Annotated in this window: 16 protein-coding genes; 7 read left to right on the forward strand and 9 right to left on the reverse strand. The window is 71.2% G+C overall.

Going from position 1 to position 16,579, the window contains the following annotated elements; genetic code table 11:
- Nucleotides 1–171: 171 nt before the first annotated feature.
- From I6J71_RS32055 to I6J71_RS32075, 5 genes are all read right to left on the reverse strand, one after another.
- On the reverse strand, nucleotides 172–1,341 hold the full coding sequence (locus tag I6J71_RS32055; RefSeq protein ID WP_204090268.1) for an ROK family transcriptional regulator: 1,170 nt from the start codon (nucleotides 1,339–1,341) through the stop codon (nucleotides 172–174).
- A 23-nt stretch (nucleotides 1,342–1,364) separates the two neighbouring features.
- Complete coding sequence (locus I6J71_RS32060) at nucleotides 1,365–2,789, reverse strand: sugar ABC transporter permease (RefSeq protein ID WP_204090269.1); 1,425 nt, start codon at nucleotides 2,787–2,789, stop codon at nucleotides 1,365–1,367.
- 22 nt (nucleotides 2,790–2,811) lie between these two features.
- The gene (locus I6J71_RS32065; protein WP_204090270.1) at nucleotides 2,812–3,585 is read right to left on the reverse strand and encodes an ATP-binding cassette domain-containing protein; all 774 of its coding nucleotides are present in this window, start codon (nucleotides 3,583–3,585) and stop codon (nucleotides 2,812–2,814) included.
- Between the two features lie 96 nt (nucleotides 3,586–3,681).
- Entirely contained in the window at nucleotides 3,682–4,815 is a 1,134-nt protein-coding gene (locus I6J71_RS32070) for a sugar ABC transporter substrate-binding protein (RefSeq protein ID WP_204090271.1), read from the reverse strand.
- Nucleotides 4,816–5,220: 405 nt separating this feature from the next.
- Nucleotides 5,221–6,966 carry a DEAD/DEAH box helicase gene (locus I6J71_RS32075; protein WP_204090272.1) on the reverse strand — a complete coding sequence of 582 codons (1,746 nt, stop codon included), beginning with the start codon at nucleotides 6,964–6,966 and terminating at the stop codon, nucleotides 5,221–5,223.
- A gap of 225 nt (nucleotides 6,967–7,191) precedes the next feature.
- On the opposite strand from I6J71_RS32075, the gene I6J71_RS32080 reads away from it, so the two are divergent.
- On the forward strand, nucleotides 7,192–8,337 hold the full coding sequence (locus I6J71_RS32080) for a YihY/virulence factor BrkB family protein (RefSeq protein WP_204090273.1): 1,146 nt from the start codon (nucleotides 7,192–7,194) through the stop codon (nucleotides 8,335–8,337).
- A gap of 3 nt (nucleotides 8,338–8,340) precedes the next feature.
- Here I6J71_RS32080 and I6J71_RS32085 read toward each other — a convergent pair whose 3' ends face one another.
- Nucleotides 8,341–9,123: a hypothetical protein gene (locus tag I6J71_RS32085; protein ID WP_239154039.1), complete on the reverse strand. Its 783-nt coding sequence runs from the start codon at nucleotides 9,121–9,123 to the stop codon at nucleotides 8,341–8,343.
- A 219-nt stretch (nucleotides 9,124–9,342) separates the two neighbouring features.
- Entirely contained in the window at nucleotides 9,343–9,585 is a 243-nt protein-coding gene (locus tag I6J71_RS32090; protein ID WP_204090275.1) for a DUF3039 domain-containing protein, read from the reverse strand.
- Between the two features lie 81 nt (nucleotides 9,586–9,666).
- On the opposite strand from I6J71_RS32090, the gene I6J71_RS32095 reads away from it, so the two are divergent.
- The 4 genes from I6J71_RS32095 to I6J71_RS32110 are packed head-to-tail and all read left to right on the forward strand — an operon-like array spanning nucleotide 9,667 to nucleotide 12,589.
- Nucleotides 9,667–10,161 carry a pyridoxamine 5'-phosphate oxidase family protein gene (locus I6J71_RS32095; RefSeq protein ID WP_204090276.1) on the forward strand — a complete coding sequence of 165 codons (495 nt, stop codon included), beginning with the start codon at nucleotides 9,667–9,669 and terminating at the stop codon, nucleotides 10,159–10,161.
- Nucleotides 10,158–10,799, forward strand: coding sequence for a hypothetical protein (locus tag I6J71_RS32100; protein ID WP_239154040.1), 642 nt, complete (start codon nucleotides 10,158–10,160; stop codon nucleotides 10,797–10,799). The genes I6J71_RS32095 and I6J71_RS32100 overlap by 4 nt, the downstream gene beginning before the upstream one ends.
- 9 nt (nucleotides 10,800–10,808) lie before the next feature.
- On the forward strand, nucleotides 10,809–11,723 hold the full coding sequence (locus I6J71_RS32105; RefSeq protein WP_204090277.1) for a pseudouridine-5'-phosphate glycosidase: 915 nt from the start codon (nucleotides 10,809–10,811) through the stop codon (nucleotides 11,721–11,723).
- Entirely contained in the window at nucleotides 11,720–12,589 is an 870-nt protein-coding gene (locus I6J71_RS32110; protein ID WP_204090278.1) for a carbohydrate kinase family protein, read from the forward strand. Before I6J71_RS32105 ends, I6J71_RS32110 begins: the two co-directional genes overlap by 4 nt.
- Before the next feature lie 249 nt (nucleotides 12,590–12,838).
- On the opposite strand, the gene I6J71_RS32115 is transcribed toward I6J71_RS32110, so the two are convergent.
- A complete protein-coding gene (locus I6J71_RS32115) occupies nucleotides 12,839–13,165 on the reverse strand; it encodes a DUF3099 domain-containing protein (protein WP_370542000.1) in 327 nt (108 codons plus the stop codon).
- A 38-nt stretch (nucleotides 13,166–13,203) separates the two neighbouring features.
- Complete coding sequence (locus I6J71_RS32120; RefSeq protein WP_204090280.1) at nucleotides 13,204–14,469, reverse strand: amidohydrolase; 1,266 nt, start codon at nucleotides 14,467–14,469, stop codon at nucleotides 13,204–13,206.
- 28 nt (nucleotides 14,470–14,497) lie between these two features.
- Between I6J71_RS32120 and I6J71_RS32125 the strand changes: the two genes are divergently transcribed.
- Together I6J71_RS32125 and dtd are read left to right on the forward strand one after the other, a co-directional pair.
- Nucleotides 14,498–16,003 (forward strand): methyltransferase, encoded by a 1,506-nt coding sequence (locus I6J71_RS32125; RefSeq protein ID WP_239154041.1) that lies wholly within the window; start codon nucleotides 14,498–14,500, stop codon nucleotides 16,001–16,003.
- Nucleotides 16,000–16,425 carry a D-aminoacyl-tRNA deacylase gene (gene dtd, locus I6J71_RS32130; RefSeq protein WP_204090282.1) on the forward strand — a complete coding sequence of 142 codons (426 nt, stop codon included), beginning with the start codon at nucleotides 16,000–16,002 and terminating at the stop codon, nucleotides 16,423–16,425. The genes I6J71_RS32125 and dtd overlap by 4 nt, the downstream gene beginning before the upstream one ends.
- Nucleotides 16,426–16,579: the final 154 nt, after the last annotated feature.

Genomic DNA, 16,579 nt, shown 5'->3' on the forward strand with positions numbered 1-16,579 from the left:
AAAGCCCGGGCGAAACCGGGCCGTGTCCGAATTCGGATCGAATCGTGGTGAACCTCACGCGGGCCGGAAGCGCAATTCCGGCCACCCCTGACGATTCATGTCCGGTTAGCCCCCAGTGACGGCGAAGGCGGCAGGTGCGCGGACACCTGCCGCCTTCCGCGGGTCCAGGTCTCAGACCGTGTCGAGGACCACTTCGAACGCGACCTCGGCCGCGCCCAGGAGCTTCACGTCGGCGCCCAGCGCCGAGCTGACGATCCGTGTGCCGCCGACCGCCCGGCTGACCAGGCTGCGCCGGCGGACCTCCGCGGCCACCGAGCGGATCACCGAGTCCGGCAGCACTGTGAGCAGGTCGCCCAGCACCACCAGCTGCGGCCCCAGGAGGTTCACCACGTTGACGAGCCCGAGCGTCAGCCACTCCGCGAACTCGGCGAGCCGCTCGGCCGCCGCTTCGGGGTCGCGGGCCAGCTCACGCAACTCGAACAGGATGGCGCCGCGGGCGGTGTCCTCGGGCAGGCCGAGGGCGCGGCACAGCGCCGCCTCCCCGATCTCCGTCTCCCAGCAGCCGCTGCTGCCGCAGTAGCAGGCGCGGCCGCCGGGGCGGATGACCATGTGGCCGATCTCCCCGACGTACCCGGCGCCACCTCGCAGCGACGAGCCCTGGGCGATCACGCCGCCACCGACTCCGACGTCGGCGGACACGTAGACGGCGTCGGACGAACCGCGGGCCGCGCCGCGCAGGTGCTCGGCGAGGGCGCCGAGCTCGGCGTCGTTGCCGACCAGGACGGGGATGTTGAGCACGGCGGACAACCGCTCGCCGAGGGCGACGTCGGTCCAGCGCAGGTTCGGCGCCTCGTGCACGTGGCCGTCGGCGCGCCGCACGACCCCGGGCACCGACACCCCGACGGCCACGGGCGTGACCCCGAGGTCGCCGGCGAGCACGGCGGCCGACTCGATCACGTGCGTGATGACCTCGTCGGCCTCCCGCATGCGCCCGCGCAGGTTCCAGCTGTTGCGGCCCAGGATCTGGCCGCCCAGCCCCACGAGCGCGAGCGCCACGTGCTCGACCTGCAGGTCGACCGCCAGCACGACCGCCGCGTGGGGCTGGGGCAGGACCAGGAGGGAGGGACGGCCCGCCCCTCGGCCCGGCCTCGGGACCCGCTCCTCGACGACCCCGGCTTCCGCGAGGCCGTCGACGAGCGTTTTGATCGTGCTCCGGTTGAGCCCGAGCTCCGCTGCCAAGCTCGCCCGGGTACTCGGCCCGCCGACGTGCAGCAGACGGAGCAGCGTCGTGCGGTTGTGCCGGCGCACCTCGTCCGGTCGTGCGACGGGTGAGTTCGTCACCGGCTTGTGCGTGACATCGGGCGTCAGCGCGCCGACGCAGCCGCTCGGCGCCGCGACAGCGCGTCGACCGTGGCGGCGAGCAGCAGGACGAGACCGGTGACGATGTTCACCACGGCCGCCGACTGCTGGAGCAGGCCGAGACCGTTGTTCACGATCGCCAGCACGGCACCACCGATGACCGCGTCGATGATCCGGCCCTTGCCGCCGAACAGCGACGTGCCGCCGATGACCGCGGCACCCACCGCGAACAGCAGCGTGTTGAGGCCACCGGACTGCGGGTTGACCGAGCCGATCTTCGACGAGTACACGATCGCGCCGATCGCCGCGAACGACGAACTGATCACGAACACACTGGTGCGCAGCTTCGCGACGTTGATACCGGCGCGGCGGGCCGCTTCCTGGTTGCCACCGACGGCGTAGAGGTGCCGGCCGTACTTCGTGCGGTTGAGCACGTAGGTGCCCGCGAACAGCAGCACCAGCACGATCGGGACGACGTACGGGACGCCGTCGATCACCACGGCGTCGTTGGACGAGCGGTTGAGCGTCAGCAGATAGGTCGCGACGGCGGAGATCACCGCGATCACACCGACCTTGAACAGGACGATCGGCGTCGGCTGCACCACGAGACCGCGTTTGAGCCGCGAGAAGTGCTGGCCCAGCGCGATGAGCGCGTAGCCGCCGACCGAGATGATGAACAGGACCCAGCTGCCGAGCACCGACAGGTTGCCATTGGCCACCGCGTTGAGGGTGTCGTCCGTGCTGATCGGCAGCGTGCCGCCCTCACCGATGAACTGCAGGATCACGCCCTGCCACACGATGAACAGCGCCAGCGTCACGACGAACGACGGCATGCCGATCTTCGACACGAGGAAACCGGTGATGCAGCCGATGGCGGTGCCGGTGGTGATCGCGATGACCATCTCCAGCCACGCGTTCTGCGGAGCTCCGATCAGGATCACCACGATGCCGACGAGCGACACCGCCGCGCCGGCCCAGATCCGCTGCAGCAGCGCGAGGATCACGGCGAGTGCGAGCACCGCGATGAACGTGATGAACACGCCGGTGCCCATCGAGCCCAGCAGGTTGCCGTTGCGCACGTAGTGCAGTGCCATCAGCGAGGCGGCCACACCGGACGCGGTACCGGCCGACAGGTCGATCTCCCCCAGCAGCAGCACGAACACGATGCCCATCGCGATGATGGTCTGGCCCGCGCCCTGCGCGAGCAGGTTCGCGATGTTGCGCAGCGTGAAGAAGTCGCTCGAGAGGGCGCTGAAGAGGATCGCCAGGACGATCACGCCGAGCACGGCGGGGATCGAGCCGAGCTGGCCGTCCTTCATCCGCGCGAAGTAGTCCTTGATCGCCTCGCCCGTCGACATCGACGTGGTGTCGATGCCGAAGTCGGCGATCGCCGCGTCCGGCTTGGCGGACTTCGCAGGGGTCTCAGTCATGTCCGGTTTTCTTTCTCGTTGCTCACAGCACGACGGATTCGGGGCGGGCCAGGCCGAGGTCGCCCGAGCGGCCGGAGGTGATGAGCTCCACCACCTGGCTCGTCGTCACGTCCTTGGTCTGGACCTCGGCGACCAGGCGGCCCAGGTACAGCACGTCGATGCGGTCGGCGACCTCGAAGACGTCCGCCATGTTGTGGCTGATCAGCACCACACCGAGACCTTGCTCGGCCAGCCGGCGGACCAGGTCGAGGACCTGGCGGGTCTGGGCGACACCGAGAGCGGCGGTCGGCTCGTCGAGGATCACGACCTTGCTGTTCCACAGCACCGACTTGGCGATGGCCACGGTCTGGCGCTGACCACCGGAGAGCGCGGACACGGGCGTGCGCACCGACTTGACGGTGCGCACCGAGAGGGAGGCCAGCGTTTCGCGCGCGGCCTGTTCCATGCTCGCTTCGTCCATCAGCCAGCTGCTGCCGCGCTCACGGCCGAGGAACATGTTCTGCACGATGTCGAGGTTGTCGGCCAGCGCGAGGTCCTGGTAGACGACCTCGATGCCGAGGGAGGCGGCGTCCTTCGGGTTGTGGATGTGGACTTCCTGGCCGTTGAACTTCACCGTGCCCGTGTCGTACGGGTGGATGCCGGCGATGCACTTGACCATCGTCGATTTGCCGGCACCGTTGTCGCCGACGAGCGCGGTCACTTCACCGGCCCGCACGGCGAAGTCCACGTCGTGGAGGACGTGGACCGGACCGAAGCTCTTGTTCAGGCCTTTGATGTCGAGAATGGGCTCACTCATGGGGTTCGCTGTTCTCTCGCGTGGGTACCGGGCCGGGATGCGTCGTCGGGGTACGCATCCCGGCCCGGCTGCTGGGTTGGTGCTACGCGGTACGGGTCAGCTGATGCCGTACTGGGTGCACTTCGCGGCGACGTCGCCGGTGCAGACCTCGGACGCCTTGACGTAACCCTGCTGGATCACGGTCTTGACGTCGTTGACCGTGATCAGCTGCGGGGTCAGCAGAACCGACTTGAGGTCACGGTTGTTCTTCGGGTCGTGCAGCGTGCCGGTGGCGATCGCGTCGGCGGCGGCCGTGTCGCCCTTGGCCAGCGCCGCGGCCAGCTTGGCGGTGTTGTCCGCCTCCTGCTTGATCGGCTTGAAGATCGTCAGCAGCTGGTCACCGCGCAGGATCGCCTGCAGGCCGGCCGCGGTCGCGTCCTGGCCGGTGACCGGGACCTTGCCGTTGAGCTGGTACTTCTTCAGCACGGTGATGACCGCGCCCGCGAGCTCGTCGTTCGCCGCGACGACACCGTCGACCTTGTTGCCCACGCGGGTCATGATCTGCTCGAAGGTCGTGCCGCCGACCTGCGGGTCCCAGTCGTTGATCGGCTGCTTCTGGACCAGCGTCAGCGCGCCCGAGGAGTACAGCGGCTTGAGGACCTTGTCGTGGCCGTCGCCGAACAGGGTCGCGTTGTTGTCCGTCGGGGCGCCCTCGAGCTGGACGACCGCGGCACCCTTCTTGTCCTTAAGCGCGTCGGCCATGCCCTGCGCCTGCAGCTCGCCGACCTTCTCGTTGTCGAACGAGACGTAGTAGCCGGCCGAACCGCCGAGGCTCGGACGGTCGTAGTCGATGACCGGGATGCCCGCGGTCTTCGCCTTGGCCTCGATCGCGGCACCGACGGCCGGGTCGGACGGGGCGATGACCAGGACCTTGACGCCCTGGCTGATGAAACCGTCGGCCAGCGTCGAGAACTTCTGGTTGTCACCCTGGGCGTTCTGGATGTCGGCGCTGAAGCCCTGGGCCTGGAGAGCGGCCTGCAGCATCGGCTTGTCGAACGCCTCCCACCGGGCGGAGGTGGCGGTCTCGGGCAGGATCACGCCGACCTTGCCGTTGGCGCCGCCGCCCGCCGGAGCGGAAGCCGAGGCGGAGGTGTCCCCCGAGCCCCCGGTGTTCGAGTTGGCACCGCACGCGGTGAGCACCAAGCCGGCGCTCGCCGTGGCGGCAAGGAGGGTAAGGGTTCTGCTGCGCATCCTCGTTCCTTCCGGATCATGCTCGCGGCGGCGATCCGGGAGCCCGGCGCACCGCTGCGCATATGTTGTGGCCGACAACATATGCCGCCGAGCTGCTTCGCGGAAGATAGCGGGATCGATTAAATGACACCAATTGGACACGGTTCGGCAACGCGGGCTGAACACAGCCCGGAAAGGGTAGATCCACTGACGGAGTGATCGCCGGCGCGCACCCAGCGTGACGCTCTCGGTCGAGGCTGACTCTTCGTGAGCCGAACCCGCAGTGCAGCGCCCCGGGCACGCTTCGTGAGCGGAACCAGTCGTGGGGCGCTGATCCTGGCGTCACGCCCACGGCGGCAGGATTCGGACATCGGCGCCGGTGCCCCGGCCTTTCGCCGAACTCACCGTTGCCCGGACGGCCGACCGCTACCAGGAACGCAGAGTGACGATCCGCTCCTCGAGCTGCTCCACCGTCGCCATGGCGGTCGGCGGACCGCCGCACACCCTGCGTAGCTCGTTGTGGATCGCGCCGTGGGGCTTCTTCGTGCGGTGGTGGTACACGCCGACGAGGGCGTTGAGCTCCTTGCGCAGCGACCCGAGGCGCTCGCTCACCGATTGAGGTCGCGCGGGCGCCGGCGCGGTCTTCTCGGCCTCCGGCTTGCGGCGCTTCTCGTCGGCGAGCTGCTCCTCCTGGCGCTTGCGCAGCAGCGCGCGGACCTGGTCGGGCTCGAGCAGCCCGGGCAGGCCGAGGTACTCCTGCTCCTCGTCGGAGCCGGAGAAGACGGCGGTACCGAACGAGTTGCCGTCGTAGATCACCTGATCGAGTTCGGCCGACGCGCCGAGCGAGGTGAAAGCTTTCTCCTCTTCGCCCGGCTCGTCCTCGGTGCGGTTGGCCTGGGCGAGCAGCTCGTCCTCCCACCCGTCCTTCTCGCGGTGGGGCTTGCCGAGCACGTGGTCGCGCTGCGCCTCCAGCTCACTGGCGAGTTCGAGCAGCACGGGCACGCTGGGCAGGAAGACGCTCGCCGTCTCGCCCTTCCTGCGCGCTCGCACGTAGCGGCCGATGGCCTGGGCGAAGAACAGCGGCGTCGACGCGCTCGTGGCGTACACGCCGACCGCGAGCCGCGGCACGTCGACACCTTCGGACACCATCCGGACCGCGACGATCCAGCGGTCGGTGGAATCGGAGAACTCCTTGATGCGCCCCGAGGCCTTCGGGTCGTCCGAGAGGACCAGCGTGGGCATCTCGCCGCAGAGGCGGTGCAGGATCTTGGCGTACGCGCGGGCCGACTCCTGGTCGGTCGCGATCACCAGGCCACCGGCGTCCGGCACGCCCTGGCGGACCTGCGACAGGCGCGTGTCGGCGGCTTGCAGCACCGAGGGGATCCACTCGCCCGCCGGGTCGAGGGCCGTGCGCCAGGCACGAGCGTTCTGCTCGGCGGTCAGCGGCTCGCCCAGCCGAGCGGTGAACTCCTCCCCCGCGCTGGTGCGCCAGGAGGCCTCGCCGGAGTAGGCGAGGAAGACGACGGGCCGGACCACGCCGTCGGCGAGCGCGTCGGCGTAGCCGTAGCTGTGGTCGGCCTTGCTGCGCTGGAAGCCACCCGCGTCGGGTTCGTAGGTCACGAACGGGATGGCCGAGTCGTCGCTGCGGAACGGGGTCCCCGTCAGCGCGAGGCGCCGCACGGCGGGCATGAAGGCTTCGCGCGTGGCGTCACCCCACGACTTCGCGTCGCCGGCGTGGTGGATCTCGTCGAGGATCACCAGCGTCTTGCGGTTCTCCGTACGCACGCGGTGCAACGTCGGGTGCGCGGCCACCTGCGCGTAGGTGACGGCAACGCCGCGGTAGTCCGACGACGTGACGCCGGTGGTGTTGCGGAAGTTGGAGTCGATGTCGATGCCCGCCGCCGCGGCCGAGGCCGCCCACTGGTGCTTGAGGTGTTCGGTCGGCGTGACGATCGTGATCGCCTCGACCGTGCGGTCCGACAGCAGCTCCGCCGCGATCCGCAGCCCGAACACGGTCTTGCCGGCGCCCGGCGTCGCGACCGCGAGGAAGTCCTGCGGCCTGGTGGCCAGGTACTTCGTGAGAGCCCGGCGCTGCCACGCGCGAAGCGGACGCGCGGTGGTGTCCTGCTCGGCGGGCGGTGCCCCGAGGACCCCCTGCGTCGGCTCGGACAACCTCGCTCACCCCCTCCCCGGGCCGCGGGACGCGGCCGTGACGTGCGAAAACCCCCACTGTGGCACCGGCTTCGACGCCGGCGACTGCGGTGAGGGCACTTCCGGGAGCTTACCTTCCGGGTCCGCGCGCACCCGGCACCGCCACGGGTGGTGTCCCCCGGCCCGCCCCCGTGAGGGACCCGCGACGAGCCAAATCCCGGGACATGGACCATGCTGGGACCCACCATGGGTGAGGTGAGACCGGACGCCGGAGCGGCGACGGCTGCGAAGACGGCTCGCAAGGGGCCGTGGCGTCTCATCACGCGCACGCTCGCCAAGGCCTGGGACGGCAACATCTTCTCCGAGGCCGCCGAAGCCGCGTTCTGGCAGACGCTCTCGCTCCCGCCGCTGCTGCTCGGGCTGCTGGGCAGCCTCGGCTTCGTCGGCGAGTGGTTCGGCCAGGGGGTGGTCGCGGCCGTGCACGACCGCATCATCACGTTCTGCCGCACCATCTTCAGCACCAACGCGGTGAACGAGATCATCGAGCCGACGGTCAACAGCATCCTCACGGTCGGCAAGGGCGAGATCGTGTCGGTGGGCTTCCTCATCTCGCTGTGGGCGGGTTCGTCGGCGATGTCGTCGTTCGTCGACGCGATCACCGTCGCCCACGACCAGTACGGCGTGCGCAACGAGGTGTGGCAGCGGATCTTCGCGCTGCTGCTGTACCTGTGCGCGCTGATCATCCTCGTCGTCGGCCTGCCGCTGCTGGCGATCGGGCCGGACCTGCTGCCGGAGTTCTTCCCCGTGGCGTGGCGCGACAACGTGTCGGCGTGGGTGGGGTCGCTCTACTTCCCGGTGCTGGGCGTGATGATCGTGCTGGCGCTGACCACGCTGTACAAGCTGGCGCTGCCGCGGCGGCTGCCGTGGCACCGCGGCCTGCCGGGTGCGGTGCTCGCGGGTCTGCTGTTCCTGGTTTCCAGCGTCGGGTTGCGCATCTACCTCAACTGGATCACCAAAACCGGTTACACCTACGGCGCGCTCGCCGCGCCGATCGCGTTCCTGCTGCTGATGTTCTTCATCGGCCTGGCCGTCGTCGGCGGCGCCTACTTCAACAGCGCCATCCAGGAACTGTGGCCCGCCAAGGCGACCCGGCGCCAGCGCCGCAAGTGGCGCAGGCTCGAGATGGAGCGTGCCGGCGAGCGGATGCGCGCCGACGAGGGCCGCAAGCTGTGGGACCGCAGCACGATCCCGTTGCGGCGGCCCAAACGCCAGGAAGACGAGAAGCCGGGGCACGACGACGAGTCCGGCGACGCCGGTGGCGGGCCGGACGAGGACGCCGAGCCCGGCCACTCCGGCCATTCCGGCCACGACGCCGTGCGCAAGCTGCCCTGACCGCTACCGCTGCTGGTAGCGCCAGGTTTTGCCGTCGAAGGCGATGCAGGCGCCCGGCGACATCACGATCACGCGCAGGGTGCTGTCGCACTCGCCTCGACCTCGAAGTTCCCGGCTCTGCAGCGGGAGCCGGCCCAGCGACGTCACGTGGCCGGTCACGTCGGAGCCGGACAACGGCCCGTCGAGGTCGATCTGAAGGAGTGGTTTGGTGGTGCCGAAGAGGCTGCCGTCGGGGTCGTCGGAGGCGCACATCAGCCGGGTGGCCGTGAGGAAGTCGCAGCCCTGCACGTCGCGGACCTGGTGGTCGAGGCGGATGGCGGAGGCGTAGGGCAGGTTCTGCGCGGGATCGGTGAAGGCGGCGTCCGGCATGGGGTGCACGAGCAGGCGGTTCATCGTGCCCCACTCGCCGGCCACCAGCCGGCGTGCGTCGGGCGAGACCGCGGCGAAGGAGTTGTTGCTCGCCTCGCCCGGCTCCAGCGCGAGCCGGTAGTCGGTCTGCGTGCCGTCGGGCGCTTGCACGCGGAAGAGCTTCGCGCCGCGGTCGTCGCGCCGGTAGGACTCCACGTACCAGCCCTGGGCCGCGCCCGGGTCGCCGACGCGGTTCCGGCCCTGCGCGGCCTGACCGGGGTCCACCGTGGCGACCCCGGTGTAGCAGATGGTGGCGCCTGACGGGCGCACGATCGTCGCGAGGCCCTGGCTCTCGTCGAGGGGACGGGCGCGGTCGGACCCGACGGCGGTCCAGCCCGTGACCGCCGCGGCGAGGCCCGGCAGGGCGGCGGCGAGCACCACGACGAGGGCGAGGACGAGCCTGGTTCAGCGAATGTGCGGTCTCCCTGCGGGAAGGACTGGCGGGTTCGCAGATCTACCGGTTCTTCCCCGGCCGCACAGCCACCGGGTGAAACAGCTTCGTGTTTGTCTGCCCTAGCGTGCCTCGCGGCCCCGACTCGAGGGCAGGCCGTCGCGCACCGGGCGGGGCCTGCGCGGCCGCGCCCGGGGCGTCAGGGCTTACTCGTCTCCGCCCGGGCGGAGACCGTCGTAGATCTCCTTGCAGGCGGGGCAGACCGGGGAACCCGGCTTGGGCGACTTCGTGACCGGGAAGACCTCGCCGCACAGCGCCACCACGTGCGTGCCCATGACTGCGCTCTCGGCGATCTTGTTCTTGCGCACGTAGTGGAACATCTTCGGCGAGTCGTCGTCGGTCGACTCGGTGCTGTCGGTCTGCGGTTTCGTCAGCGTCTCGGTGCTCACGCCTCCATCATGCCTCAGCGCCGGGGGTGCCGGAATCACCGGCCGCGAGGCTATCTTCGGAACCCGAGCCGGGGAGGCGCCGTGGACGGACCGATCGCCGCCAGACCGCACATGCCGGGGTACGGCATCGCGCCCGCGGCGGCCGGGTTGCTGCCATGGGAGTGGGCCGAAGAGCGGCTGCGCACCTCGCACGACTACTGGGTCGCCACCGTGACGCCCGCCGGCCAGCCGCACCTCATGCCCGTGTGGGCGGTGTGGACCGGCGAGGTGCTGTGGTTCTCCTCGTCGCTTCGGTCGGCGAAGGCGCGCAACGTCGCCGCCGGCTCGGCGGTGTCCGTCGCGACGGAGGATCCGCTCGAACCCGTGGTGCTGCGCGGGCCCGCCGAACTCGTCACGGACCTCGGCGTGATCCAGGGCTTCCTCGACGCGATGAACGCGAAGTACGAGACCTCCGCCGGCATCGAGTTCCTCGACCCGGCCGTCAGCGCGTCGGTGCGGGTGCGGCCGGAGACGGTGTTCGCCTTGCGGGAGAAGGACTTCACGACGTCGCCGACCCGTTGGGAGTTTCCCTCGTGACCGCCTGGGCCGACGCCGTGGCCCGGGTCGGCGTCGACGCCCGCGCCGCTCGCGAAGCGCAGACCGACCTGGAAGCGCGCTACGGCGAACCGCACCGGCACTACCACGACCTCAGTCACGCGGCGGCTGTCGCGCGCGACAGTGCGGCTCTGGCGGCGGGCTTGCCCGTCTCCGAACGCGCGGCGATCGCCCTTGCGGCGTGGGCCCACGACGTGGTCTACAACGCGGCGCCCGGCGAAGACGAACGCCGTAGCGCCCGGTGGCTACGGCAGTGGCTGATCCGGGCGGGCGTCGCCGAACCCCACGTCGCCCGCGCCGAGACGCCCGTCCTCGCCACCGCGGCGCACGAAGCCCCGGAGGGCGACGACGCGGGTACCGCCCTGCTCGACGCCGACCACGCGATCCTCGGCGCCGACCCGTCGTCGTACGCGGGCTACGCAGCCGCCGTCCGGCGTGAGTACGCGAAGTACGACGACGAGACCTGGGCAGCAGGCCGGACGGCCGTGCTGGCGAACCTGCTGGCCCGGCCGGTGCTGTACCGCAGCGGAACCGCGCGCGCACGCTGGGAAACCGCCGCGCGCGCCAACCTCGCGGCCGAGCTGACCCGCTGGCGCGCGAACCCCGGCGATCGCCGATGATGTTCGTTCGTGACCACTCAACTCTTCGTCCACGAGGAAGTCGCCTCGGCGGTGCGTGACGGCCACCCCGTCGTCGCCCTCGAGAGCACCATCCTGGCGCACGGGCTGCCCCACCCGCGCAACCTCGACGTCGCCCGCCGGCTCGAACAGGTCGTGCGCGACGGCGGCGCCGTGCCGGCCACGATCGCCGTGCTCGACGGACGGCCCGTGATCGGCCTGGCGGCCCCCGAGCTGGAGCGCGTGTGCGAGCCCGGCGCCGGACTGGACAAGCTGTCGCTGCGCGACCTCGGTCCGGCCGTGGGCCTGGGCCGCTCGGGTGCGACGACCGTGGCGGGCACCTCGGCGCTCGCCGCCGCGGCCGGGATCGGCGTGTTCGCCACCGGCGGGCTCGGTGGGGTGCACCTCGGGGCGGCGCAGACCTGGGACGTCTCGGCCGACCTCGGCGTGCTCGCGAAGGTGCCGACGGTGGTGGTCTGCTCGGGCGTGAAGTCCGTGCTCGACATCGCCGCGACGCTCGAGGTGCTCGAGACCAGCTCGGTGCCGGTGCTCGGCTACCGCACCGACGAGTTCCCGGCGTTCTACCTCCGTTCGTCCGGCCACCCCGTCGGCTGGCGCGTGGACGACGCCAAGAAAGCCGCTGCGGTGATCACCGCGCACCGCGCGTACTCGGATTCCGGTGTGTTGCTGGCGAACCCGATCCCCGAAGAGTCCGAAATGGACCGTGAGCTGCACGACCGGCTGCTGGCCGGCGGGCTCGCGAAGCTGCACGAAGACGGCGTCCAGGGCCGGGACGTGACGCCGGTGCTGCTGGAGCACTTCCACACCGCGAGCGCCGGCGCGAGCATCGACGCCAACGAGGCGCTGGTGCTCGACAACGCGAAGCTCGCGGCCGAGGTCGCGGCGGCGCTGGCGGTCCGGTCGTGACCGGGTTCGTGGTGGTCGGCGACGCCGGCCTCGACGTGGTGGCGCGGCACGACGAACCGCTCCCCCACGGGGGTGATGCCCGCGCGAAGATCCGGTTCACCGGAGGCGGGGCGGGCGCCAACACGGCGCTGTGGCTGCGGTCCCTGGGCGCCGACACGACGCTCGTCGCCCGCATCGGCGACGACTCCGGCGGGCGGCTGATCAAGGCCGAACTGGAGGCGGCGGGGGTGCGGTGCGCGTTCGCCGTGGACCCGCAGGCGCCGACGTGCTGCGTGGTGGTGATCGTCGACGGCGACGGCCAGCGCAGCATGCTGGCGGACCGCGGCGCGAACCAGCGGTTCGCGCCTGAAGACATCACGGCCGAGTCGTTGGCCGGGGCCCGGCACCTGCACTTGTCGGGTTACGTACTGCTGGATCCCTCGTCGCGGCCCGCCGGCCTGGCGGCTTTGGCACTGGCGAAGGAGGCCGGCCTCACCACCTCGGTGGACCCGCAGGCCGCCGCGCACATCCACGATCCGGCCGCGTTCCTGGAGGACGTGTGCGGGACCGATCTGCTGATGCCGAACACGGAGGAACTGGTGGCGCTCACCGGCTCCGCGGATCCGGCGAGCGCGAAGGAGCTGCTCGGGTTCGTCGGTGCGGTGGTGGTGACGGCCGGGCTCGGCGGCGCGAGCTGGGTCGACGCCCAGGGGGTGACGACGGTGCCCGCCGTCGAGGCCGAGTGCGTGGACTCGACCGGCGCGGGCGACGCCTTCGACGCCGGCGTCCTCACCACGTGGCTGGCCGGCAAGTCCACTGTGGACGTCCTACGCGCCGGCACGCGGCTCGGGGCACTCGCAGTCGGCCGCCTCGGCCCCCAGCCGTGAATTCCCCGGGTTTTCAGGGGCCTCGCAGGGCGTGTCACGTGGCGTAGGCACCCCGAAACTCGAGTGTGACTACGGCCGCTGACCCCGTGTCAAGGCGGGAAAGCGTGGCTTGACACGGGGTCGGCGGCCGTGTTGAAGCTTCGGATCGAGGTGCCGGGCAGGGGCTGGGCGCATCCTCATTGCGTAGTTGCGTTGCGCTGCGTAGGTGGCCGTGCGTTGCGTTGGGTGGGTGGTCGCCGGGTGGCGGAGCTAGCCGTCGATCACCCGGTGGTCGCGCTGCTCGATCTGCTTCGCCTCCCGCTCATAACGGTTGACGTGCTTCGACTTGCGCGGTGGGCGGTCGTTGGCGATGAGGACGGCGATCCACGGCAGGGGCACCGAGATCACCAGGAACGTGACCGCCAGCCACCACGTGTGGTAGGTCAGCCCGGCCAGGATGAGGCACGGGATGCGGCACACCATCATGATGATGTACTTCTTCTTCCGCGCGGCGAGCTGATCGTCGTAGGACGGCTCCGCCTCGGTGATGAGCACCGGGGCCGGGCGGGAATCGGATCCGCGGGCGGGCTCGTTCACAGCACCACCTCCACTCCCCATGCTCCCACTCCGGGCCGTCATCCGACACCCGGGTGGGACAACCGGGACAACGCGGCGACGACCAGCGTCTCCACGCCCGCGCGCAGCGTCGGGTCCAGGACCGGCGCGAAGCGCGGCGAGTGGTTCGACGGGATGTCGCGCTCGAAGCGCCCTTCGGTCATCGCGGTGATCACCTCGTGCGCGTCGAGGCCGCCGACGAGCCAGAACACCGAGGGCACGCCGGCGGCGGAGCCGAACTCGCCGAAGTCCTCGCTGCCGGTGACCAGCGGGGCCGGCATCACCCGCTCCTGGCCGAAGTGGCCGCGGAACACGTCGGTGAGCCGGTCGGCCGTCTGCTCGTCGTTGAAGGTGACCGGGTAGGAGCTGAGCAGCTCGATCGTCGGCGGTTTCGGCGCTCCAGCGGCTTCGGCCTCCGCGTTCACGATCCGCTCGATCGCTTCGCGCAGCCGCAGCAGCACCGCGCCGTCGAACGCGCGCGTGTTGACCTCCAGCACGGCGTCGTCGGCGATCACGTTGGCGACCGAACCCACGTGCAGCGACCCGACCGTCACCACGGCCGGATCGGTGGCCGCGACCCCGCGGGAGACCACTGTCTGCAGCTTCAGCACCACCGATGCGGCCATCACCGCCGGGTCGACGGTGGTCTCGGGGCGCGAGCTGTGGCCGCCGCGCCCGTGGAGCGTGATCCGCATGGTGTCGCTCGCCGCCATGACGACCCCGGGCCGGGTGAGCACCCAGCCGGCCGGTCCGGGCGCGAGGTGCTGGCCGAAGACCACGTCGGGACGGCCCGCGAGGTCGAACATCCCGTCGGCGACCATGCCCGCCGCGCCGCCGGCGGCTTCCTCGCCGGGCTGGAACACCACGACGAGCGTGCCGGCCCAGGCGTCGCGGGCGGCACTGAGCAGGCTCGCGGCACCCGAGAGCCAGGTGGCGTGCATGTCGTGGCCGCAGGCGTGCATCACGGGCACGTCGTTGCCTGCGGCGTCGACGCCGCGGGCGGTGCTCGCGTACGGCAGGCCGGTCTTCTCCTCGACCGGCAGCGCATCGATGTCGGCGCGGAGCATGACCGTGGGCCCCTCGCCGTTGTGGAGCACGCCGACCACGCCGGTGCGGCCGACGCCGGTGTGCACCTCGTAGCCGTCGGCCTCCAGCCGGCGCGCGAGCTCGGCCGCGGTCCGGGTCTCGGCGAACGCCAGCTCGGGGTGGCGGTGGAGATCGACGTAGAGCGCCTCCAGCCCCGGCAGGGCGGCGGCGAGCGGAGCGAGGACACGTTCGATGGTCACGACGGCCATCGTGGCAGGCTTACCCACCGTGAGCACGAACCCGCCTCTGCCCGACCTGTCCGACGACGTCTGCGCGCGGCTGCGCGAAGCCTTCCGGCGCGCTGCGTACGACGCCGACGGAGTGGTGGCCGCCCTCGGCGGCGCGGCCCACGCGGCGCTCGGCCGCGGCGAGCCCGAGCCCGCCCGGCGCGCGAGCCTCGACGCGGGCGACCTCGGTGTGCTGGTGCGGCTGTTCCTGCTCGGTCTCACGGAGCCGGAAAAGTCCGTAAAATCCGCTTTCGCCCCTTTGTCCCCCGAGGGCGCCGTCGCCGCGGGGATCCTCGACGCCGACGGTGACGACGGGTTCAAGGCCGCCCTCGACATCCGCCCCCACGGCGACGAACAAGGCTCGTGGTGGGTCGTGTCGGACCTCGACGCCGACATGCTGGGTCACGTCGTGCCCGAGGACCACGTGCTCGGCGTCGGGCACGCGTCGCTCAGCCTCATCCGCGCCACCAGCCGGCGGCCGGTCGGGTCGCTGCTGGACGTCGGCACGGGCAACGGCGTGCAGGCCCTGCACGCGACCCGGCACGCGCGGCGCGTGACCGCCACAGACGTCTCGGCCCGGGCGCTGGCGCTGGCCGCGGGCACGTTCCGGCTCAACGAACTCGACGTGGAACTGGTGCGCGGCGAGTGGTTCGCGCCGGTCGCGCGGCGGCGCTTCGACCAGGTCGTGTGCAACCCGCCGTTCGTGGTGGGCCCGCCGCGCGTGGACTACACCTACCGCGACTCCGGCCTGGCCGGCGACGACGCCAGCGCGCTCGTCGTGCGCCAGCTGCCCGGGTTCCTGACCGACAGCGGCGTCGGGCAGGTGCTCGCGTCCTGGCTGCACAAGGACGGCGAGGACTGGGCCGATCGGGTGGCGCGGTGGCTGCCGGCCGAGACGGACGCGTGGTTCGTGCAGCGCGACGTCGCCGATCCCGCGCTGTACGTGGGCACGTGGTTGCGCGACGAGGGCATCGACCCGCGCTCGCCCGAGGGCCGCGTGAAGGCGGCCGCATGGCTCGACTGGTTCGCCGAGAACGACGTGCAGGGCATCGGCTTCGGCTTCGTCACGCTGCGCCGCGCGGCCGGCCGGACGCCCACCGTCGTGTGCGAGGACCTGCGCCAGGCCTACGACGACCCGCTCGGCCCGGAGGCGGCGAACTGGCTCGACCGAGTCGAGTGGCTGCGCGCGCACGGTGACGACCTGCTGGACGTCGCGTTCCGCGTGCCGGACACCGTGCTGCTGGAACGCGTCGACTCCCCCGGCGACGAGGGCTGGGAGACCACCGTTCGGCGCCTGCACCGCACGGACGGACCGGGGTGGCAGCACGAGGTCGACGAACTCGCCGAGCGGCTGCTCGCGGGCTGCCGGGGCCTGCTGCCGCTGGAGGACCTCATCGAGCTGCTGGCCGCCGCCCAGGGCCTGGACCCGACGGAGCTGGCGGCGTCGGCGCTGCCGATCGTCCGCGAGCTCGTGCGCCACGGCATGCTCGTGCCGGCCGGCCGGTGAGGGCCGTCGCGGCCCGCGTCACCCGGGCGAAGGTGACGGTCGACGGCGACGTGACGGGCGCCATCGAAGAGCCGGGACTGTTGGTGCTGTTGGGAATTCACGCCGGCGACGACCGGGCGAAGGCCGCGACGATGGCGCGCAAGCTCCACGAACTGCGCTTGCTGCGCGACGAGCAGTCGTGCGCGACGGCCGGTGCTCCCCTGCTCGTGGTGTCGCAGTTCACGCTCTACGGCGACACGCGCAAGGGCCGGCGTCCGTCGTTCACCGCGGCGGCGCGGCCGGAGGTGGCCGAGCCCCTGGTGGACGCCGTGGTTCAAGACCTGCGCGACCGGGGCGCGACCGTGGCCACGGGGCGCTTCGGCGCGATGATGGCGGTGGAGAGCGTGAACGACGGTCCGTTCACGGTTCTCGTAGAGGTTTAGACCAGTACTTCCCTGGCCCGGGAACGGATCCGCGCTCGAAGTGGTTCAACCGATGAGCGGGTTCTCATGGAATTCTCATGATTATTCCCGCAGTGACGCGCTTCTCAGCAAAAGCTCAGTTTTGGTGGAGCAACCGCGCAGCGAGTCCGCCCGT

Origin of the sequence: Amycolatopsis sp. FDAARGOS 1241, assembly GCF_016889705.1 — a bacterium.
In the GTDB taxonomy this organism is placed as follows: domain Bacteria; phylum Actinomycetota; class Actinomycetes; order Mycobacteriales; family Pseudonocardiaceae; genus Amycolatopsis.

Excerpts from the sequence above, each read along its gene's own strand:
- I6J71_RS32080 (WP_204090273.1), top strand. The coding sequence starts at position 7,192 with ATGGGTGAGGTGAGACCGGACGCCGGAGCGGCGACGGCTGCGAAGACG.
- I6J71_RS32065 (WP_204090270.1), bottom strand. The coding sequence starts at position 3,585 with ATGAGTGAGCCCATTCTCGACATCAAAGGCCTGAACAAGAGCTTCGGT.
- I6J71_RS32060 (WP_204090269.1), bottom strand. The coding sequence starts at position 2,789 with ATGACTGAGACCCCTGCGAAGTCCGCCAAGCCGGACGCGGCGATCGCC.
- I6J71_RS32070 (WP_204090271.1), bottom strand. The coding sequence starts at position 4,815 with ATGCGCAGCAGAACCCTTACCCTCCTTGCCGCCACGGCGAGCGCCGGC.